We start from the raw sequence: 18,674 nt of genomic DNA on the forward strand, positions 1-18,674 counted from the left end.
GGGCCCGGCGCCTGACACCCTGTCGAAGATCGGGTGGCCGCGTTGCGATTCGCGCTTCGCCCGGCAACTCCCGGGCTTGCGGAGCACTGAAACCGGGGCGTCTGGTCTAGCCACCTTGGTCGCAGGCAAGGACCGGTTTGGGTCGAGGCTGTGTGAAAACGCGGTTGCTGACGCTCGCCGAGAACCGTCCGGTCGTCGCGTTGCGGCGCTTAGCAACAACGCTTCAAACAGGCGCCTCGAACGGCAGCGGAATTGCTAATTGCCGTTACGGCACATCGTTTTCACACAGCCTCGGTCGGGAACAGCGTTCCAAGCGGAGGCGCTTGTGCGCGATGTCCAAGACCGCGGGTCGTCTGCGAAAGACGCTCTAGGCGGGTGGCGCCTGCGGACCTTAAAAGCTGCGGAGGTCCGCAGGGTGGAGCAGTCGGGCCAAGTGGACGGTCAATCGTCGAGCGCGGCGCGCACGGACTCGGCGGCCTTGGCCACCACGTCGTGCGCCTCGGCCGAGCCCAGCGCGATCCGGTCCCAGGCCGCGGCGTTGGCCTCGAAGAGCGCCCGCAGCTCGTCCGTCTTGCCTCCGGCCGCGGCCTTGCCGGCGATGGACGTCCACCACTTCAGCCACGCCGCCCCGTCCGGCGCCGTGATGGCCGCCTTGCCCGGGCGCAGGATGCGCCAGACCGACGGCGGCGAGGGCTCGTCCTTGCGCCGCGGCGCGTCCGCGGGTCCCCGCGGCGGAGCCGCCGGTGGCTTGTGCCGCTCGGCGTCGGGCTGGCCGGGAGGCGCCGCCTGCTGTCGTTGATCGCGGTGGGAGGCCGGGCCGGGCCGGGGCTCCTGCGCCCCGGCCGGCGCGCGCGCCGCGGGCGGACCCGCTTGGGACCGTTTCGCCGGCCCGGCATCGCCGCCGTTCGCGCCGGTCGCGCCGGTCGCGGCTTGGGCGGCGTTGCCGTCGTCGTCGCCCTCGGCGGGCGCGATGTTGAGCAGCGCGCACACGGCGTAGCGGCGCATGTAGGTCAGCTCCGAGCCGAACGCCTGGCTGCCCTTGCCGGCCGCGAAGAGCGGCACCTCGCTGGCGATCCACTGCCCGGAGCTGTGCAGCAGCCGCGTGCGCAGGATTGGCGACCTCTCGCCGCCCGCGCCGGCGCCGACGGTCTGCGTGAGGCTGAGGCCGTTGTCGGCCAGCGGCCCGCGCGTGGCCTCGATCACCGCGCCCAGCGTGGTGTAGCGGCTGCCGAAGTAGGGGTTGTCGCGGTCCTTGGCGGGGTTGCTGAACGCGCCCTGGGCGCGGGCGAGCGCGGCCGCAAGCTCGTTGACGGCCGGGCTTTCGGAGGCGTCCGCGCCGGCGGCGGCTCCGGTGTCGGCGGGAGCGGCGGGGTTCGCGTGCGTGTCCATGGTCACTTCACCTTCACCGTGAGGGTTTCGTCGCCCCGGGCCAGCACCGCGCCCGGGATGGCATCGCCGGCCTTCAGGGCCGCGAGCAGCGCCGCCTTGTCCGGCTCCCGCTTGGTGCGGACGAAGGCCGGGGGCAGCAGGTCGGGGTCGGCGACCTCGACGCGCTCGCCGCCCTCACGGCGGGACGCCGTGAACTCGGGGTCGCGCAGGCGGGGGATGCCGAGGTCGCGCATCGCCTGGTGGACGGCCGCGGCGAGCGCCCCGGCTCGGTTCTCGTGCCGGCGCTGGCGCTCGGCGAGCTGCGCCGCGCGGAACTTGCAGGCGTGGGCCTGGGCGTCCGCCTCCAGGCTGGCGCGGAGCGCGGCGCGCAGCAGGTCGAGCGCGTCGCCGCCCTCGCCGTCCAGCATGTCGAAGAAGAGGGCGTCGTCGTCGCGCAGCTGCGGGTCCTGGTCGAGCAGCCCGGCCGCGACCTGTTCGAGCAGGAAGCGGGCGCGGGAGACGTCGTGCGTGGTCACCGCCTCGGAAGGCATGGCGTTCTCCTCTGTCGGGTGGTGGGTGGTGGCGTGGGCCGCAGGGCGGAGCGGGGCGGGGAGGCCTTTCCGGTGAAGCTCCGCCCCCGCGCTCACCGCTTGGCTTCGCGCGATCGCTCGGGCACGAGGCTGTCGCGGTCGGACACCAGCCCCGGCGCCGCCGCGAGCGCGTAGAGCACCGCCGCCAGCGCCGTCGCGCCGGCCACGATCCGCAAGGTGTTCCTGGTTCTCATGCTCGCCGTCCTCTGCCGTGATCTCCGGTCCGGAGACCCGGCCTGGCGGCCGCTCCGGGGCGGGCGCGGCAAGGGCGCGCGGCACGCGCGGGAGCGGAGCGACGCACCCTTGCGGCGGCCGGCGCGCGAGCGGCACGGCGGCTTCGCCGCTCCTCCCTCCTCCCGTCCCGGCCGCCCTTCAGCGTCCTCCGGCCGTTCGGGCCCGCACGAGGTCGTTCCAGTCCTTGCGCCCGTTCCACGGCCGCAGCCGCTCGCACGAGACGCCCGCCTCAGCGGCCAATCCGGCGAGACGCGCGGCTAGGCGTTCCCCCGCCGCGTCGGCGTCCGTGGCCGCGGTCAGCACGGCGCCGGACCGGCCCGCGAATGCGCGCAGCTCTTGGTCCAGGCAGAGAAGGGTCAGCGGGCCCATGCCCCCCGCGACCGCCGCGTAGAGCGTGTCGGGCCGCAGGCGCTCCACGGCGGCGAGGCTCAGGGCGTCGATCGCCGCTTCCGCCACCGCGAGGCGCGTTGCGGTCCCGCTCGCGCCCCCAGGCAAACGGAACAGCGCCTTGGAGCCGTCGGCCGAGAAGCCGCGCCACGCGGGGCCGCGCATCTCGACGCCGGTCAGGTTCCCCGCCCCGTCGCGGTGCGCGAACCAAGCGCTGGCGCGCGGCCCTTCGCGCACCAGGTCGAGGCGGGCGGCGCGCACCACCACGGCAGCCGGCAGGCCACGCTCGCCGGTGAGGTAGCGCCATGCGGGTGAGCCCGCGGCCACGGGCCGGCGCGCGATCCAACGCTCGGCGGGCGAGCGCGCCGGCTCCTGCGCACGGCGCTTCCGGCCGGCGACAGGGGAGCCGGACGATCCCAGCCCCACGAAGGCCCGTAGCAGGTCGCAGGCCTGGCCGAAGCCGAGGCCGGGGTCGAGGTGGCGCACGAGGTCGAACACGTCGCCCTTGGCCGCGGACAGCGGGTCCCACCAGCCCCGGCCCCCGTGGTTGACGATCAGGATCTCGCCCCGGCCGCGGCGGTACTTGCGGCAGCGCCGGGTGCTTTCACGCCTGTCCAGCGCCCAGCCCGGCTGCAGCTGCTCCAGCAGCACCGCGCAGTTCACCCCCGCCCTGATCAGCTCCCGTTCCTCGTCGATGCCGCGCATGGTCCAACTCCTGTCGATGGGAAGCGGGCGGGACCGTTCGTGCAGCAGCCCCGTCTTCCCCGCCCCGGTCCCGCTCCGGCGGCCTCCGTTTCCGGCCGACACAGGACGGAGGGGTGCCGCAGGGCGCTCGCCCCGGCGCGCCACCCGCGCGCTCACGCGCCGGCTTCCAGGCACAGCGGCGTGGTGGAAAAGGGCGACGGCCGCCGGCGAGGGGGCGGGCGGCGGGGCTTCAGCGCCCGGCTCCAGCGGTCCTTGTCGATCGGCGGCTCCCGTTCCGCGCGCATGCGCGTGCGGGTGTTCCACGAGCGGCCGCGCACCCGGGCTTCTTTGGTCCAGCCGGCAGCGCGCAAGCTGGCGCCGTCTTCGCCGGCGCGGGTGTAGGTGACGATGCGGGCGAAGCCACGCCGCTCGGCTTCCTTGCACGCCCACGCGTACAGTTGCGAACAGGCGTTCCACCGCAGGGCCGCCGGCGCGTCGCGGCGGACGCACAGGCGGTTGACCTCGACGATGCCGCGCCCGTTGAAGGCGCGGGCGACCGGGTTCCCCACCATCACCACGCTCAGCAACGTGGAGCCGTTGGTGATGCAAGCGCCGAAGCGCCACGCGGTCGGGGCGCCGCAGTGGGCGTGGTGGCGCCGCACGAAGCCGGCCGCCACCGCGAAGCGCACCGGCCGGACCACCAGGTTCCAGTCGAGCAGCAGTTGGCCGCAGCCGTCGTCGGCCACCCGCCGCAGCCGGCCGCCGAGCAGCTCCTCGGCGCCGAGCCGGCGGAGCAGGCCGCGCGCCCACTCCGGGTCGTCGGCCATGCCGTGGCAGGCCGCCTCGTGGGAGGCCAAGCAGCACGTCTCCAGCATGAAGGCGTGGTCGGGCCACGCCTCCGCCAGCTCCAGCACGGCCTCCTCGCCGCAGAACGGGCAGGGTGCCGGACGCGAACGGTGTGCGACGGGGGTCGGGATAGGTGTGCACCGGCCGTCGGCACCGAGGTCCTCCTCGACGGCTCGGCGGCGCGCGGCGCGGCTTGCGTGACGCATCGGCCTCATCCTCCTGCTGGGTCTTCCGCTCGAAGACCCGGCCCGCGGGCCGCGCCGCGGTGGGGAGGCAAGGGCGCCGCGCGGCGGCGGGAGCGGAGCGACACCCCCTTGCCGCGCCTCCGCGGGGTGGCAGGGCGTCCGCCCTCGACCGTCCTCCGCTCCTGCTTCTGCTCCCGCTGCCTTTCTCGAGCGGCTCAGAGCGCGGCGGTGGTCTCCTGCCCGTCCGCCGCCACGACGCGGATGGTGCCGCCGCTTCCGCCCTCGGCGATCCGCACCTCGACGGTCCCCGCGCCCAAGGTCCGCAGGCTCCAGCGGATGCCGCGCAGCCCCTCGACGATCCGGGCGACCGCAGCCTCCGCGCCGTCGAGCAGCAAGGTCCGGGCGAGGTCCCGCGCGTCGGCCGCGTAGGCCTCGAGCTGGCTGTCGTAGCTGTCGGCGTCCGCGTCGTCGTTGTGCGCGAAGAAGCACTCGACCAGGGCGTCGGCCAGCGCGCCCGGGTCCGTGCCCTTGGCCACCGCCACGCCCGGGAACCCTGTGTCCCAGCCTTCGGAGGTGAAGAAGAACGGCGCATCCGCCTCGTGCACCACCACGGCCTCGCTGCGGGGCCCGCGGCCGTCGCGCGCCAGCAGCCGGACGCGCACGGCTTCCACGACGCGCTGCTCGTCCGTGGCCGGCGCGGCGGCCTCGCCGGGCCCTGCGGTCCCGGGAAGCTCTTCGGTGCCGCCGTCCTGCCCGGTCACGGTCGCGGCCACGCCGGCGACGATCCGGAGGGCGTCGTACGCCGGGTAGCCGGCGAAGGCGGCGTTCTCCGCCAGCACCGGCGGCCCGCCCTCCCACCCCAGCAGCAGCGGGTGCAGGTTGGCTTGCGCGGCCGTGTCCCCCGCGAGGCCGCCGTCCACCAGCAGCGGCGGCACGCGGGATGCACCCACCACCACGGGCTCGGGCTCGCGGCGGTGGCGAAGCTCGTCGCTGGGCATGGTCCACGGCGCGAGCGCGATTTCGACCGGCGGCAGCGCGATGCCGAGGCGCCCCGCCCGCTCCGCGTCCTTGAACGGCAGCGAGTGATTCGGCTGCAAGGCGACGCACTCCAGGATCGCCCGCTCGCCGCGCGCGCGCATGGCGCGGAAGAAGCCGTTGTCGATCGGCTCGTTGCGCGCCGGCAGCACCAGCCGCAGGTCCGGGGCCTCGGCGACGTCGACGAACACGCTCCAGGTCCGGCCGCTTTCCTCGGCCAGCGAGACCGCGCCCGGGCATTCCACGACGTGGCCATGGAAGTTCAGGTACAGCCGCCTGTCCCAGCGGTGCCGGTCGAACAGGTCGAGCACCTTCGGCCCGCCGTCGCGGAACACGCCGAGGCGCAGCCCTTGCCAGTCCACGACGTGGGCGGCGCCGTCGAGGAAGCCGCGCTGCCCGACGGGCCGGCCGTTCAGCGTAACGGGCAGCGGGTAGAAGCGGCAGGCGCGCTCCAGCGCCGCTCCGGGGCAGGGCTCGGCCACGGGGAACAGCAGCTCGGTGCCGACCTGCGCGTCCGCGTCGGGCAGCACCGCGGCCTCGGCCTCGCCGCAGAACACCTCGCGCGTGAGCGTCACCCTGCGGCCGCGCGAGCGCACGGTGACGCCGCGCGAGGCCAGCGAGAACACGCCCATGCCGGCGGCGTTCTCGGCCAGGTCGGTGCGCTCGTCCCAATCGGACGCGCCGAAGGTGACCAGCTTGGCCATGTCGACTATGCCGCGGCCGTCGTCTCGCACGACCATTGTGGCTCGGCCCTCCTCGCCCAGCAGTTCGACCTCGACGCAGGCGGCGCCGGCGCGACGGCAGTTCTGCAGCGCCTCGGCCAGCACGGTGGGCAGGCCCTGGTTGAACAGCTCGGGGCTCTTGCGCAGCACCTTCTCACCCAGCGCGCCGCGTATGCGGATCACGGTGTCGTCGGAGGTGCGGTCGGCGTTGGTGTCGGTTGCAATCATGGGCGGCTCGCTCCTGCTCGGTCTTCGTGCTCGAAGACCTCGCGGTGCGGCCGGCCCGCGCGGGGGCGGGGCAAGGGCGCGCGCACGGCGCGCGGGAGCGCAGCGACGCACCCTTGCGGCGCCTCCCGCAGGGGGTTGGCATCGGCTTCTTCCAGCTCGCCTCCCTCTGGTCGTGCCTCCCGCTCTGCCGATCCACCCGCAGGTCGCGGAGCGCGCCTCCGGCAAGGGCCGAGACCACCCGCGGGCCGCGCTTGCCCGATCGGAGGGATCTGGCGCCGGCGTTCCGCGAGCACGTCAGCGCGCGTCACCCGCCATGGCCGAGACGCCGCCGGCGGCTCGGGAAGCGCAGCGAGTGGCACGCGGCCCCCGGCGGGAGGGGGCGCCTGTGGACGTGATGGACGATCCGCTGCGCGGAACGCTTGCGCTTCCCCCGCTGCCCCGCGGACAGCGGGGAAATGCTCGGCTTCGACCACGACGCCCACAGGCGCAGCAACATCAAGCGGATGCTTTCGTAGATCCGTTGGAAGCGGGCCTCGGCTTCCCCGGGCTCGGTTCAGACCGGGCCGGACCGCCCCATCCTTTGGACCTCTAAACCTTCGAAGGTGCTTAAAGGGCTACCCAGGCTTGGCCATCACCGCGTTCCGTCCCTGCGCGTCCTGGCGCGCTGTACGGCTTCCTGAATCTTCTCCGCGGGCACGCGGGCCTTGGCGGTGCCGAGCCAAGCCGCGAGCTCCGCGCGGAACCGCTCGGTCATCGTCGTCGCTTTCGGGGCAACGGTGAACCACCCGCGCTTGGACTCGACCCACACGACGCCGGCGCGCCGGGCGATCCTGCCGATGCTAGCCCGGGAGCAGCCGGCGGCCCGCGCCAGCGCGTCAGCATCGGTCTCCGCCCCGACGGGCGGCAGCGAGTCCGCGTCGAAGGGCAACGCGCCGAAGGCGGCGACGGCGTCGCGCAGCCTCGCCTCGCGCGCCCGCAGCCAGCGGGCCTCGAAGGCGCGGGCGGCGCCGCGGGACCGCCTGGCCGCCGCCTCGGCCTGCCAGGCGAGCGCGTGCTCCGCATCGGCGGCCGCGGCGTCCCGGAGCCGGAGCACGCGGTCGACGTGCCTGGCGTGCAGGCCGCGGACGCCCTCGCCCACCAGGAGCGCGTGCAGCGACCAGACCTCGCCGTTGCCGGAGGCGCGCACGTAGGCCCGGATCGGCGCGCCCCCGTCCATGTCCGGCGCCAACTCGTGCGCGACGCCGCGCGGCAGGTGCCCGATCCGCACGGTGTTCCGCCACCAGACCTCGACCGCGTCCGCGTCGTGCGGGTTGTCGGGCCGCCGCACGAGCGACAGGCGGTCCTCAGCCGGCGGGATGCGGAGGCGGCCGTCCCCGCCCAGCTCGTCGGGGGTGGCGTAGTCGTAGAACTGCAAGCCGGCCACGGCGGTCGTGAACCAAGGCTCGCCCGCCGCCAAGCGGCCGCCTTCCGCGCCGGCGTCGGCGGAGGGGTGCGCGGCGAACCAGGCGAGGTCGATCAGGCCTTCGGGATCGAGCATGGATCACCGCCCCGGGGCAGAGGCCGCGACCGGTCCGAGGGGTTCATCTCACCAGCCCCGGTACGCGGCGATCAGCCGGAGCAGGTGCGCGTGCGCCGCCTCGCCCGCCTCCCGCCGCAGCGCCGCGAAGCCTTCGACCGCCGGCGGGTTCGCCGCGGCGTGCCGCTTACCCTTGAACACGGCTTCCGCGTCGGTGTCGTTGTAGAGCGCGAGCACCGCCACCGCCGCGAGGCGTTGGGCGGCCGGGAGCGTTTTCAGGACGCCGGGCATGTCGCGCGTCGGCCGGACCGGGCGGACCCCGTACTGGTCGCCGCGGTCCAAGCGTCCGCGGTCCACCTCCAGCGCCGCGCCGTCCAGGCCGAAGCGGTCGATCCAGGCCGCCAGCTCCGCCGCGAAGTCGACGGCGCCGTCCCGGCCGGCCAGGGCCAGCAGCATGCCCTTCTCGACGGTGTCGAGCCGGTGCGCCGTGCCGACGCTATGGGCGAAGCCGACGCCCTGCCAGCGCGCCCGCGCGGCGCCCTCGTCGATCGCGGCGGTGAGCAGCACCAGCGGCAGGAGCAGGGCGGGGTGGTGGCGGGCGCCGGGGTCCCACTCGACCTCGCACGCCGCGGCGCCGACCCGGATGATGGACTGGCCCGCGGTGGACTCCGCCAGGAGGCGCAACGCGTCCACCACGCCGGAACGCAGATCGGTGAAGTGGGCGACGCTGCCCATCCGCATGCCCCTGCCGCGACGTTGGGGTCTGGATGTTGCGCTCTGGTTGCCGCGTCGCCAAGGGACGGATCACGGCTCGGCCGCTCCGTGCTGCAGGCGGAGCTATGCCGCGTTCGGGCCGCCCCCTCCGGCCGGCGCTTGCGGACGCTCGCCCAGCAGCTCCGGCCCGTTGTTGCGCGGCGAGTTCACCGCCTTGGACACAGGCCAGAACCGCAGCAGATCGTCGGGCGCGGGCCGAAGCAGCCGGGCCGGATCGTCGCACTCCAGCCACGCGGCCCAGTCATCCTCGGCCAAGATCACCGGCATGCGGCCATGGACCGCCCGCATCGGCGCGTTGGCGTCCGTGGTGACGATGGCGAAAGTGCGGACCACCTCGTCACCCTCGCCGCGCCAGTGCTCCCACAGGCCGGCGAAGGCCATCCCGTCGCCCGAGGCGGGGGCTATGGCCATGGGCTGCTTGCCGCCTGGCTCCGCCTTCCATTCGAAGAAGGCGTCGGCCGGAACCAGGCAGCGCCGCTTGGCGTAGGCCTGGCGGAACATGGGGGAGGTGGCGACGGTCTCCGCGCGGGCGTTGATCGGCTCCCGCGCCCCCTTCGCGTCCTTCACCCAGCGCGGCCGCAGCCCCCAGCGGAGGAGGTCCAGGTGGCGCTCGCCGGTGTCGGGGTGGCGCCGCACCACCGGCGCCGACTGCGTCGGGGCGACGTTCCACGACGGCGCCAGGTTGGGGAGCGCGCCGCCGGTGCGGAACAACTGCCGCACCGCCTCGGCCGGCATGGTCTGGACGTAGCGGCCGCACATGCGGGAGGGAGGATACCGCAGCGCCGGCCGCGTGGTCATCAACGGCGAACAGCCGCCGAACACCGGGTCGCAGGGCGAGGTCGCGCGGGGCCGCGCAACGGACGCGCCAGGTACTTCCCGAAAGGCTTGGTTGGCTTGGCTCGGGCCGGAAACCGGCCACCGTGCTCGCTCCGGTCGAGGTCCAGTGCTCGCCATCCTCCCCATGCTCGCGCCGGCAGGACCGGCGCTGCGCGTGGGTCCGGGTGGCTGCGCGCTTCCCTCGACCTGCGCTGCGCGCGTCGGCGTCCGGGAGGGGTCGGGACGGAGGGCGTCCCGGCGTTTCGACGCCGCCTGCGGCGCGCGTCGAACAAAGGGCAGGTATTGGGGCGCTTTTCCCTGGCCCAAGCCGCTTGCTCGTTAAGCTACTCAGGGCAGAATTGCCGTTGATGATGTTGAGCCGAACCTCCGTTGGCCTGTTCCTGGCCGTCCTGGCGGTGCCCGTCGCAGCTTTCCCGGCCCCGGACTGCGGATGGGTCGAGCCGCCGCGGACCTACCCCGACGGCGTCCGCTGGACCTGCGACGCCGTGGACTGGTCGGACGGCGACACCCTCATGGCCAAGTGCGAGGGGCTGGCCGGGGCGGTGTCGATCCGGGTGCGGCGCGTCGACACGGACGAGCGCGGCGAAAGCCGGTGGTGGCAGGCGCGCGAGGAGTTGCGGCGCCGGACTGCCGGCCACCCGTTGACGGTGCTGCCGCGCCACCGCAGCCACCGGCGCGTGGTCGCCGACGTGCTGGCGGGCGGCGTGAACGTCGGCGCGGCGATGGACGCGGCCGGGTGGTCCAAGGCGGAGTGCCCGAAGCGGTAGCCCGCCGGCCGGACGCGAAGGCCGAGCCACGCCGCGCAGGCCGCCCGCCAGGCCAACCCCGTCAATCCGAGCGGCGCGAGGTCCAGTGCTGCGCCAGCCGTCCCCTCCGCACGGCCCCCGCCGTCTGCCAGCGCTCGCCTCGCGGCACGTCGCGGGACGGCGCGCGGCGCGGCTCCGCGGTCCTCGCCACCCTCGGCTCGGGCACGACCGCTGATGCTCGCGCGGGCCGCTGCACGGTGATCGGAGGCGGCGGCGGCGGGGCAGGGGCCTCGACCCGGAGCGCCGGTCGTGTGGCCCGCCAAGCCTCCAGGTCGCGGCGTTGCCGCCCGCCTTCGGCGATCAGCCGCTCCAGCGTGCCGGCGGTCTCGAACAGCGCGCCGTCGCGCGTCGCCAGCACGGCCTCGCCACAGACGCGGAAGACCTTTCGCTGCATCGAGAAGCGCTGGACCTGGGCTGGCGTCGCCGTCCGGAACGAAACGCCGCACGCCTCGGCGTCGGCGACCTGGGCGGGTTCAAGATCCACGCGAAGTCTCGGAGGGGGTGATGATCGGCGCGGCGGCTCAGAGCGCCTCCGCCACGAACTTCCTTTCCCAGTAATGGAACACCGAGGCGAGCACCACCTCGAGCTTCATCTCCCCGCCATCTTTCATGATGATGCCGACCCTGACCGTCTTCACGTAGTCGGACGCCGGCACCTCGGCGAAAGAGACATGGAAGCCGTACGTTTCCTCCAGGCCGGTCCACTGCACCTGGACGCTGGGCCGATCCAGGTGTGAGCCGTGCTTGCCGTAGTCGCACAGGTCGCGGATGACCGAGATGTCGGGGCACTCACCCACGACGTGGTCACGGTACACGTTCAATGCCGCCTTGAACGTGAGACCCGGCTGGATGTGCAGCTTCGCGGGATCGGTCTGGAAATAGTGCGACGTGAGGTGGTCCACGATGTGGTTCGTCAGCGTGCAGCACGAAATCGTCCGGCGGATCGAGGCCCGGTCGGCCTTGAAGTCTTGGTGCTCCGCGCGGACGATCTCGAAATACTGGGCAGGCGTGAGATTGAAGCTCATCGGTCGTCCTGAAAAGACGGTTTTTCACCGGCCTCAAGGACCGGATCAGTCGGTCCCGTAGCGCACCCGCACATCGAAGCTCAGCGTCGGCCAGCTCAACCGGCAGGTAGCGATGGCCGGCCACGGAGTCCAGTCGGCCGAGAAGAAGCCGACCCGCCACGCCCCGTCGGGGCAAGAGAAGCGCTCCACCTTCCGCAGCGGCCACGTCGTGCCCCAGTTCTGCCAGAGCCAGCGCAGCGCCCCGGGCGCATCCGGCCCGAGCTTCAGGACTTCCCACGGCACGGGCACGAGTTGGTGGAGGTCGAGCGGCACCGCCTTGGAGCGGCCGACCCAGGCGCAGGCCTCCTCGTGCTCGTCGCGGAACGCCTCCTTGACCTCCCGCGCCACGATCTTCACGCCTTGGAGGCTGATCGTCCGGCCCGGCTGGGTCAGCATCAGCGACAGCCAGCGCTCTTCCAGCGCGTCGTAGTCGTGGACCCAGGGCACGTGCCCGGCGCCGGCGGCGGCCTGGCGGAAGGACCACAGCGCATCGCCGTCGCCCTTCACGGTCAGCTCCTGGTACAGCCAATCGGGTTGCGGCAGCGCCAGCACGTCCGGCGGCGCGTGCGGCGGCAGGACCGGTTGCGCGATCGTCGGGGCGGGCGAGGGGCGGCGGGGGCGCCGGCCGCGCTTGAGGACCGCCCCGCCGTCCACCGTCTCAAAGGCCGACGAGCTTGGCCGGGCTCTCGCCGAGCAGCTTGGCCCGCCGGACGTAGCCGCGCATCGTCTTCACGTCCTTGTGGCGCGTGTGGCCCATGATCGCCTCGTCGCGCGCCCCCGCCTGGTAGGCCTCGGTGATGAAGCCGGCGCGCAGGCCGTGCGGCGAGAGCCGCTCCAGCGCCGCCGCGGTGAGGCCGGCCAGCGCGACGCGGCGCCGGAAGATCTTGGGCAGCGAGTCCGGGTGCAGCGCCTCCGCTTCGACCTTGCCCCAGCGGTCCACCTTGCGGAACACCGGGCCGTAGCGGCACTCCGAGTCCCGCAGCCACGTTTCCATCGCGCGCACCGGGCAGGTCTCGGGCTTGGCGCCGCGCGGCACGCCGACCTCGGCGCCTTCGCCTTCCTGGTCGGTCTTGGCGCGCGGGATCAGCAAACGCATCCCGTCGGCGGCGAAGGCCAGGTGCTCGCGCTCGACCGCCGCCAGTTCGGAGCGGCGAAGCGCCGCGGCGAAACCGAGCAGCAGCAGCGCCCGGTCGCGCTTGCCGGTCAGGCCGGTGTCGCAGGTGGCGACGAGCCGCCGCAGCTCGGCGGTGCCGACCGCCGCCGCGCGCCGCTGGGGCGTGCCGTGCCGGCGGAGGATGCCGGCCAGCGTGTCGCGGATCGCCGGGTGGTCCGGCATCCAGGCGATTCCCCTCATGCGATGGGCGCGGCCGATCGCGGCCAGCCGGCGGCCCAGCGTGGCCCTGGCGTGGCTGACGGCCATCGACGCCAGGTAGGCGGCGACGGTGGCCGGCTCGGCCGGCAGCGCGCGGACGCCGCGCCCGTGGCACCACGCCGAGAAGTCTTCCCAGTCCGCCCGGTAGGCGCGCAGCGTCGCCGGCGACAGCGCCTGCCGGGCGTAGTCGGCGGCGAGCGCCAAGTCGGAGGCGGGCAGGGTGGCGACGTCGGACATGACGCGAATCCAACAGGTTAGGGCCAGCAAGGCAAGGATTATGGCATAACTAGCTAAGGCCTGAGAATCGCGGTTATCGGGCCTTAGCGGCAGGGCAGGGGCTCGGCCGGTTTCCCCGCGGGCGGGTCCGCACTGGCATCGACCCGACGCAAGCGCCACCAGTCCCGAAGCGGGAACCGGGCCGACTGCTGCGCGGGACCGCACCTTTCTTGAGCCATAGCGGCTTACGCGCCTACGGCAGGTCGCCGAAGCGGCGACCTGCCGTCTCCGGATACACCGCTGTAGCTCATTTGGCGTTTTGCAGCCAAAAAGTCGTGTCTTTGCCAAACGAAGCTGAGAACCGCTTGCGGTGAACAGCATTCCGTGTACGTTGGCGTTTTAACCCCAAAAATGAGCGAGACGCCAAATGCACCGGGCCAAAACCAAGGCGAAAGCGACAGTATTTCGGGTTCGTTTGACGGTCTGTGCCCTGGACCCCTGGCTCCGCCTGCCCGCGGAGCGCCTCCGGAAGCGGCTGGTCGGCACCGGCAGCATGGTGCGCGCGGCCGTGCACGACGCCTTCGGACGGCCGTTCACGAAGGGTCTCGACAGGGAGTGGAGCGCATCCGAACAGGCGATCGTCATCGCTGTCACGTCGCTCGCTCCCCGCGCGGCACTGCTGGAATTCGACGACCTCCTGGGCCCCCTCGTGGCGTCCGGCAGGGTGGTAGCGGAGGTCGTGGTTGGAGGCCGGTGGCGCGCCCTCAATGATGCCTTGTACCCGTCCGGCCAGCCGGCCCGTTCGTTGCGGCACGCCCTGGGCTGAACGCTTCCGCCCGGCCCTCACGAACCACGCTCCATAGAGGACGGTCATGCCACGCTTGAAGTCGGCCGAAGTCGCCGATCAGATCACCGACGGCGGGTTCGTCACGGTCGACGCCTTCCGGCGCTCCGCAGAGACCTTGTGCCGCCGGATCTCCGATGAAGGCTGGAAGATCGCCCTCGGAACGTCATCGGACCGGCCCGTCTACCTTGTGGAAGGGTTCGATGATGCGACCCTCGACGACCGAGCCGACGCCGTGGAAGTCGATTTGGAGGACGTTCGGGTGAGCGCCACCTGGAACGCGATGTCCGTCCACATCAAGGCCAACGACACTTGCTACGTCCTGAAAGGCAGCGACGATCAGCCCATGGGTCTCATCAGGATCCACCCCGACTTCGACCGCAGCCGCATCCTCCGCTTCGCAAGGCAGCACACGCAGCGTGAGCGCGACCAGCGCCTCTCCAGGATCCAGCAAGACGTCACCGCGATACGCGAGGCCCTCGTGGCCCGAGGCATCATCGCGCCCGAGTGAAGCGTTCATCGCCGGCGCTGGCGCTCCGCTGGCTCGCGAATAGCATCGCGCGATCCTGAAGTGGGAAGGCGGCGGACCGGTGCCCGCCGCCTTTCTCATCAGCCCCCAACGCGGTCGGGTCATCGGTCGACCGGAAGCCGATCCTTCATCGCAGCCGCTGTCCGGTGTCCCAGGCGCAGAACGGGTAGGCGGCCGTCACGCGGGTCGCGTCGCTCTCGTCGAGGACGACGAGATCGCGCCGACGCAGCGCGCCCAGGATCGACGCGACCTCCCGCTCGTCCACGCCGGTACTGGCGGCCGCCCACCTCGCGGATGTCCGGAAGCGGATCGCCGACCTGCGGGCGATGGAGCGGACCCTGGCGGCTGCAGTCCGCCGATGCGACGCGGGCGGGGCGCCCGAATGCCCGCTGATTGAGGCCCTGTCGTCGGGCGCCGCGTTGCCCACCTGATCATTGTGGAGCCGACTCGGGAGTGCCACCTCGCGTTTCGCTTCCACGATCCGGAGGCGGCGGCATCCTCGTGCAGGGTCTTCCCTTCGGTCCCGCCGACGCCCGCCGTGCGACGGCCTGGGCCGCACTTCCCCGCCAGGAACCGGGCGGGCGGTGCGGCGTCCCGTGGCCAGGGAGGGCTTCTTTCTTCGGCTCCGCACCCGTCAGCGTCCTCCGCTCGGGCCGGTCCTCGGCACTCGATTGGAAACCGCAGTCCCGGCACGGCCAGCAATTCGGCCGGCCCCCGACGCGGATCACGTCCCGCCGAGAGTTGACGTATTAAGTTGACGCTGAAGGTTGACGGCCTAGATTTCGAGTGGATCGTCAACCCGAGGAGGCCGACATGGATGCCCAGGGACTGGAGTGGCGGGCCGCCGGCGACCTGCCCGCCGGGTCCGCGGGCATCGCGCGCCTCGCCGCCCGCATCGAGGCCTCCGCCGTCGTGCTGAGCGCCGAGGCGGCCGAACGCGGCATCACGATAGCCCTAGGGGGGAAGCCGGCCGGACGGCCCCGCGCGCCCCGGCGGCAGGCGGCGGACCACCTCGCCTGGTTCGAGTCGGTCGTCTGGTCGTCCAGGCTGCGGCTGGTCGAGATCAAGGCCGCTTTGGAGGCGTTCGGCCGCATGGAGCGGCCCGGCGACGCCGAGGCGCGGGTCGTCCGCTACCTGGCCGACCTCACGCCGCTGCGCGTCCAGCTGGTCAGGTTGTCGCGGAGGGACCCGCGCCGCGCCATGCAGGAGACGGCGAGGCAGCTGGACGCCCTCGACGTGCACCTCGCCTCCGCCGCCGCCCTCCTCGGCGACCCGGGCCTCGCCGACGCCCCGGACGAGGAAGCCGACGGCGGGACGGCGATCGAGGCCCCGGACGACGGCGCGGCGGCGTTCGAGCGCGTCAGCGCCGAACTCCTCGACCGCGGCGGCGGGGGCATGTCGCTCCGCGAGGCGGCGGACGCGCTCGGCACGTCCAAGCAGGCCCTGCACAAGCGCATACACGCCGGGACGGCGCTCGGCATGATGCGCGGGCGGGAGATCGTCGTGCCGCGGGCCCAATTCGCCGACGGGGACGCCAAGGCCGGTTTCCTGCCGGGCATCCCGGAGGTGCTCGCCGCGTTCCGGGAGGCCGGGGAGCGGGGGTGGGGCGCCCTCCAATTCCTCGTGGAGCGGGACCCGAACCTCGGGCGGCCGCCGATCGACGCGCTGCGCGAGGGCCGGGTCGAGGCGGTCGTGCAGGCCGCGAGGGCCCACCTCGGCCTGGACGAAGGCTGACGCCGCCCCGATGCCGGCGGCCGCGGCGACCGGACCGGACCTGCCGGCCGGCGGGGGCTTCCTGCCCCACCGGCTGCCGGCCGGGACGGAACTCCACCGCATACACTGGGCGGAGCGGGATCCCGTGTTCTTCGGGCCCAAGCCCGGCCTCCCGCCGGCGAACAGGTTCGACGCGCCGGCCGGCGAGTACCGGACCTTCTACGCCGCCGAGCGCTTCGAGGGCGCCTTCGTCGAGACGGTGCTGCGCGACCCGCGCCGGCGGCTCGTCGCCCCGGCGAACGTCGCGGCGCGCGCCTGGACGGCGGTGGCGCTGCGCCGCGACGCGGTCCTGGCGAAGCTGTTCGACGAGGGGCTGCGCTGGCACGGCGTGGACGGGTCGATCAGCGCCATGGGCGACTACGGGCCGCCGCGCGCGGTCGCCCTCGCGCTGTTTTCGCGCTTCCCCGGGCTCGACGGCATCGCCTACCGGTCGCGGCACAACAACGGCCTCCTCTGCTACGCGGTGTTCGACCGCGTCGCCGCGGACGACCTGGTCCCCGGCCCCACCGTGGCCCTTTCCGGCCGCATGGACATGGCCGAGCGCGTGGTGCGCGAGCACGGCGGCGCGTTCGACCGCAGCGCCGCGGTCCCCCCGCCGGCCGCCGACTGACCGTGGCCGCCGCGCCGGGAGCCGTTTCCTGCTCCACGGCGGCGCCCGCCGGGGTGGAGTGCGGGTCGCCGGAGTCGACTCCGCCGCTCTCGCCGCAAGAGGCATGCCGGCCCGGTGCGGCATGGTCGCGCCGACCCCGCCGCCCTCCAGCGGCCCCCACGGCGCGTCGAGGGCGCGGCGGCCCGTCGTCCAGCGGTGACTGCATCGGCTGCCCTTCGCCCGCCCTCGGCGCTCCGCGAAGGCCTCCGCAACCGCGGCATCGCCGGCCGGGCCACGACGGCGCTTCCATTTGTTCGGCTTTTGTTCTTATGGTGCGCGGCGACCGTTCAGGACCCGTGATGCTCCACCCCGCCGCGCTCGATCCCGCTTCCCTGCCCACGCCCCTGCTCGGCCGCCTGCTGCCGGCCGGCTTCCCCTCCCCCGCCGACGACTACCTGGACGGCGAGATCGACCTGAACCCCTACCTGATCGAGCGGCCGGCCAGCACCTTCCTGATGCGCGTCGCCGGCGAGAGCATGAAGGGCGCGGGCATCCTGGACGGGGACATGGTGGTCGTGGACCGCAGCGTCGCGCCGCAGTCCGGGCACGTCGTGGTGGGCGTGGTGCACGGCGAGATGACGCTGAAGCGCTTCCACCGCCTCAAGAACGGCCGCGCCGCGTTGCAGGCCGAGAACCCCGACTTCCCGGAATTCGTCATCGGCGAGGAGCTGCCGGCCGAGATCTGGGGCGTCGTGGTCGGCGTGGTCCGCAAGCTGCGCTGACGTGCCGTGGCCGCGGCCCCGCCCTTCGCGCTGATCGACGGCAACAACTTCTACGTGTCGTGCGAGCGCGTCTTCGACCGCCGTCTCGAAGGAGCGCCGGTTTTGGTGCTTAGCAATAACGATGGATGTGCTATTGCCCGAAGCCAGGAGGTCAAGGCGCTCGGCATCAAAATGGGCACGCCAGCGTTCAAGATACGCGATCTGATCGCCAAGCATTCGATCCGCGTGTTCTCCTCGAATTACACGCTCTACGGCGACATGAGCCGCCGCGTCAACGCCGTCATCGCGGACTTCTCACCCGACGTCGAGGTCTACTCGATCGACGAGACCTTCCTCGGCCTCGCCGGCTTCGCCCGCCGCGACCTGCCGGCCATGTGCCAGGACCTGCGCGCCACGGTCGCGCGCTGCACCGGCATCCCGACCTGCGTCGGCATCGGCCCGACCAAGACGCTGGCCAAGCTCGGCAACGCCGCGGCGAAGAAGCGGCCGGAGTTCGGAGGCGTCTGCGATCTGAGCGGAGAGGGCCCGCGCGCGGCGGTGCTGCGCGCCTTCCCCGTCGAGGACGTGTGGGGCATCGGCCCGGCCACCGCCGCCAAGCTGGCCGCGCTCGGCATCGCCACCGCCGCCGGCCTGCGGGACATGTCGCCCAAGCAGGCGCGCGCCCTCGGCACCGTCACCCTGGAGCGCACGGTGCTGGAGCTGGGCGGGCTGTCCTGCCTGGCGCTGGAGGAGGTGGCCCCGCAGCGCAAGGGCATGGCGGTGACGCGCTCCTTCGGCCGGCCGGTCACGTCGCTGGACGAACTGCGCGAGGCCGTGGCCGCCTACGCGACGCGCGCCGGCGAGAAGCTGCGCGCGCACGGCGTGGTCGCCGGCCAGCTCGCCGCCTTCTTCCACACTTCGCCGCACCGGGACGGGCCGCACCACCACGGGCAGCGCTCGACGCGCTTGGTGCCGATGACGGCGGACACGCGCGGGCTGATCGGCGCCGCGCTGCGCTGCGTGGAGGCGGCGTGGCGTGGCGGGCGGGGCTGCCGCTACGTGAAGGCCGGCGTGCTGCTGGACGACCTGTGCCGGCCGGAGGACGCGCCTCCGACCCTCTTCGCGGCCCCCTCGCCCAAAAGCGGCGCGCTCATGGCGGCCGTGGACCGGGTCAACGCCAAGCATGGCCGCAACACCCTGTTCCCAGCGGCCATGGGCATCGAGCGCGGCTGGAAGCTGCGCGCGGCGCACCACTCGCCACGCTACACCACTAGGCTCGACGAGCTGCCGCGCGTGCGCGCTTAGCAGAATCCC

General features: G+C 73.5%; 21 protein-coding genes. 7 read left to right on the plus strand and 14 right to left on the minus strand.

The genetic code is table 11. The features are described 5' to 3' along the window. Nucleotides 1–441: 441 nt before the first annotated feature. The 9 genes from ABD067_RS17130 to ABD067_RS17170 all read right to left on the minus strand — a co-directional run bounded on the left by ABD067_RS17130 (nt 442) and on the right by ABD067_RS17170 (nt 9,367). Nucleotides 442–1,389 (minus strand): ERF family protein, encoded by a 948-nt coding sequence (locus ABD067_RS17130; RefSeq protein ID WP_343896574.1) that lies wholly within the window; start codon nt 1,387–1,389, stop codon nt 442–444. Between the two features lie 2 nt (nt 1,390–1,391). Then, nucleotides 1,392–1,919, minus strand: coding sequence for a siphovirus Gp157 family protein (locus ABD067_RS17135; protein ID WP_343896575.1), 528 nt, complete (start codon nt 1,917–1,919; stop codon nt 1,392–1,394). Between the two features lie 92 nt (nt 1,920–2,011). Continuing rightward, entirely contained in the window at nt 2,012–2,152 is a 141-nt protein-coding gene (locus ABD067_RS17140; RefSeq protein WP_343896576.1) for a hypothetical protein, read from the minus strand. A gap of 178 nt (nt 2,153–2,330) precedes the next feature. Beyond that, complete coding sequence (locus ABD067_RS17145; protein ID WP_343896577.1) at nt 2,331–3,284, minus strand: DUF3991 domain-containing protein; 954 nt, start codon at nt 3,282–3,284, stop codon at nt 2,331–2,333. A 152-nt stretch (nt 3,285–3,436) separates the two neighbouring features. Then, nucleotides 3,437–4,177 (minus strand): XF1762 family protein, encoded by a 741-nt coding sequence (locus tag ABD067_RS17150; RefSeq protein ID WP_343896578.1) that lies wholly within the window; start codon nt 4,175–4,177, stop codon nt 3,437–3,439. A gap of 332 nt (nt 4,178–4,509) precedes the next feature. Beyond that, on the minus strand, nt 4,510–6,279 hold the full coding sequence (locus tag ABD067_RS17155; RefSeq protein ID WP_343896579.1) for a hypothetical protein: 1,770 nt from the start codon (nt 6,277–6,279) through the stop codon (nt 4,510–4,512). A gap of 631 nt (nt 6,280–6,910) precedes the next feature. Beyond that, the gene (locus tag ABD067_RS17160) at nt 6,911–7,816 is read right to left on the minus strand and encodes an HIRAN domain-containing protein (RefSeq protein WP_343896580.1); all 906 of its coding nucleotides are present in this window, start codon (nt 7,814–7,816) and stop codon (nt 6,911–6,913) included. A gap of 48 nt (nt 7,817–7,864) precedes the next feature. Beyond that, nucleotides 7,865–8,530 carry a hypothetical protein gene (locus ABD067_RS17165; RefSeq protein WP_343896581.1) on the minus strand — a complete coding sequence of 222 codons (666 nt, stop codon included), beginning with the start codon at nt 8,528–8,530 and terminating at the stop codon, nt 7,865–7,867. 102 nt (nt 8,531–8,632) lie between these two features. Continuing rightward, complete coding sequence (locus ABD067_RS17170) at nt 8,633–9,367, minus strand: SOS response-associated peptidase (protein ID WP_343896582.1); 735 nt, start codon at nt 9,365–9,367, stop codon at nt 8,633–8,635. Nucleotides 9,368–9,753: 386 nt separating this feature from the next. Here ABD067_RS17170 and ABD067_RS17175 point away from each other — a divergent pair, with 386 nt between their 5' ends. Beyond that, the gene (locus ABD067_RS17175; RefSeq protein WP_343896583.1) at nt 9,754–10,173 is read left to right on the plus strand and encodes a hypothetical protein; all 420 of its coding nucleotides are present in this window, start codon (nt 9,754–9,756) and stop codon (nt 10,171–10,173) included. 61 nt (nt 10,174–10,234) lie between these two features. On the opposite strand, the gene ABD067_RS17180 is transcribed toward ABD067_RS17175, so the two are convergent. The 4 genes from ABD067_RS17180 to ABD067_RS17195 are packed head-to-tail and all read right to left on the minus strand — an operon-like array spanning nt 10,235 to nt 12,885. Further along, nucleotides 10,235–10,696 (minus strand): hypothetical protein, encoded by a 462-nt coding sequence (locus tag ABD067_RS17180; protein ID WP_343896584.1) that lies wholly within the window; start codon nt 10,694–10,696, stop codon nt 10,235–10,237. A 37-nt stretch (nt 10,697–10,733) separates the two neighbouring features. Further along, nucleotides 10,734–11,237: a hypothetical protein gene (locus tag ABD067_RS17185; RefSeq protein WP_343896585.1), complete on the minus strand. Its 504-nt coding sequence runs from the start codon at nt 11,235–11,237 to the stop codon at nt 10,734–10,736. 45 nt (nt 11,238–11,282) lie between these two features. Further along, complete coding sequence (locus ABD067_RS17190; RefSeq protein WP_343896586.1) at nt 11,283–11,930, minus strand: hypothetical protein; 648 nt, start codon at nt 11,928–11,930, stop codon at nt 11,283–11,285. A gap of 4 nt (nt 11,931–11,934) precedes the next feature. Next, the gene (locus ABD067_RS17195; protein ID WP_343896587.1) at nt 11,935–12,885 is read right to left on the minus strand and encodes a tyrosine-type recombinase/integrase; all 951 of its coding nucleotides are present in this window, start codon (nt 12,883–12,885) and stop codon (nt 11,935–11,937) included. 454 nt (nt 12,886–13,339) lie between these two features. Between ABD067_RS17195 and ABD067_RS17200 the strand changes: the two genes are divergently transcribed. Next, entirely contained in the window at nt 13,340–13,690 is a 351-nt protein-coding gene (locus ABD067_RS17200; protein WP_343896588.1) for a hypothetical protein, read from the plus strand. Between the two features lie 46 nt (nt 13,691–13,736). Further along, on the plus strand, nt 13,737–14,219 hold the full coding sequence (locus ABD067_RS17205; RefSeq protein WP_343896589.1) for a hypothetical protein: 483 nt from the start codon (nt 13,737–13,739) through the stop codon (nt 14,217–14,219). A 145-nt stretch (nt 14,220–14,364) separates the two neighbouring features. Here the strand turns inward: ABD067_RS17205 and ABD067_RS17210 are convergent, their stop codons facing one another. Next, nucleotides 14,365–14,502 carry a hypothetical protein gene (locus ABD067_RS17210; protein WP_343896590.1) on the minus strand — a complete coding sequence of 46 codons (138 nt, stop codon included), beginning with the start codon at nt 14,500–14,502 and terminating at the stop codon, nt 14,365–14,367. A 548-nt stretch (nt 14,503–15,050) separates the two neighbouring features. On the opposite strand from ABD067_RS17210, the gene ABD067_RS17215 reads away from it, so the two are divergent. From ABD067_RS17215 to ABD067_RS17230, 4 genes are all read left to right on the plus strand, one after another. Beyond that, on the plus strand, nt 15,051–15,971 hold the full coding sequence (locus ABD067_RS17215) for a hypothetical protein (RefSeq protein WP_343896591.1): 921 nt from the start codon (nt 15,051–15,053) through the stop codon (nt 15,969–15,971). A gap of 10 nt (nt 15,972–15,981) precedes the next feature. Continuing rightward, nucleotides 15,982–16,620, plus strand: a complete 639-nt coding sequence (locus tag ABD067_RS17220; protein ID WP_343896592.1) for an RES family NAD+ phosphorylase — start codon at nt 15,982–15,984, stop codon at nt 16,618–16,620. A gap of 338 nt (nt 16,621–16,958) precedes the next feature. After that, a complete protein-coding gene (locus ABD067_RS17225; protein ID WP_343896593.1) occupies nt 16,959–17,381 on the plus strand; it encodes a LexA family protein in 423 nt (140 codons plus the stop codon). Between the two features lie 6 nt (nt 17,382–17,387). Continuing rightward, the gene (locus tag ABD067_RS17230) at nt 17,388–18,665 is read left to right on the plus strand and encodes a Y-family DNA polymerase (RefSeq protein ID WP_343896594.1); all 1,278 of its coding nucleotides are present in this window, start codon (nt 17,388–17,390) and stop codon (nt 18,663–18,665) included. Nucleotides 18,666–18,674 lie beyond the last annotated feature (9 nt).

It is taken from the genome of Craurococcus roseus (genome assembly GCF_039523795.1).
Lineage (GTDB): Bacteria > Pseudomonadota > Alphaproteobacteria > Acetobacterales > Acetobacteraceae > Craurococcus > Craurococcus roseus.

Coding starts and splice junctions, on each gene's coding strand:
- ABD067_RS17225 (WP_343896593.1), top strand. CDS start 16,959: ATGCTCCACCCCGCCGCGCTCGATCCCGCTTCCCTGCCCACGCCCCTG.
- ABD067_RS17205 (WP_343896589.1), top strand. CDS start 13,737: ATGCCACGCTTGAAGTCGGCCGAAGTCGCCGATCAGATCACCGACGGC.
- ABD067_RS17140 (WP_343896576.1), bottom strand. CDS start 2,152: ATGAGAACCAGGAACACCTTGCGGATCGTGGCCGGCGCGACGGCGCTG.
- ABD067_RS17195 (WP_343896587.1), bottom strand. CDS start 12,885: ATGTCCGACGTCGCCACCCTGCCCGCCTCCGACTTGGCGCTCGCCGCC.
- ABD067_RS17185 (WP_343896585.1), bottom strand. CDS start 11,237: ATGAGCTTCAATCTCACGCCTGCCCAGTATTTCGAGATCGTCCGCGCG.
- ABD067_RS17220 (WP_343896592.1), top strand. CDS start 15,982: ATGCCGGCGGCCGCGGCGACCGGACCGGACCTGCCGGCCGGCGGGGGC.
- ABD067_RS17135 (WP_343896575.1), bottom strand. CDS start 1,919: ATGCCTTCCGAGGCGGTGACCACGCACGACGTCTCCCGCGCCCGCTTC.
- ABD067_RS17130 (WP_343896574.1), bottom strand. CDS start 1,389: ATGGACACGCACGCGAACCCCGCCGCTCCCGCCGACACCGGAGCCGCC.
- ABD067_RS17215 (WP_343896591.1), top strand. CDS start 15,051: ATGGATGCCCAGGGACTGGAGTGGCGGGCCGCCGGCGACCTGCCCGCC.
- ABD067_RS17165 (WP_343896581.1), bottom strand. CDS start 8,530: ATGGGCAGCGTCGCCCACTTCACCGATCTGCGTTCCGGCGTGGTGGAC.
- ABD067_RS17170 (WP_343896582.1), bottom strand. CDS start 9,367: ATGACCACGCGGCCGGCGCTGCGGTATCCTCCCTCCCGCATGTGCGGC.
- ABD067_RS17155 (WP_343896579.1), bottom strand. CDS start 6,279: ATGATTGCAACCGACACCAACGCCGACCGCACCTCCGACGACACCGTG.
- ABD067_RS17160 (WP_343896580.1), bottom strand. CDS start 7,816: ATGCTCGATCCCGAAGGCCTGATCGACCTCGCCTGGTTCGCCGCGCAC.
- ABD067_RS17145 (WP_343896577.1), bottom strand. CDS start 3,284: ATGCGCGGCATCGACGAGGAACGGGAGCTGATCAGGGCGGGGGTGAAC.
- ABD067_RS17175 (WP_343896583.1), top strand. CDS start 9,754: ATGATGTTGAGCCGAACCTCCGTTGGCCTGTTCCTGGCCGTCCTGGCG.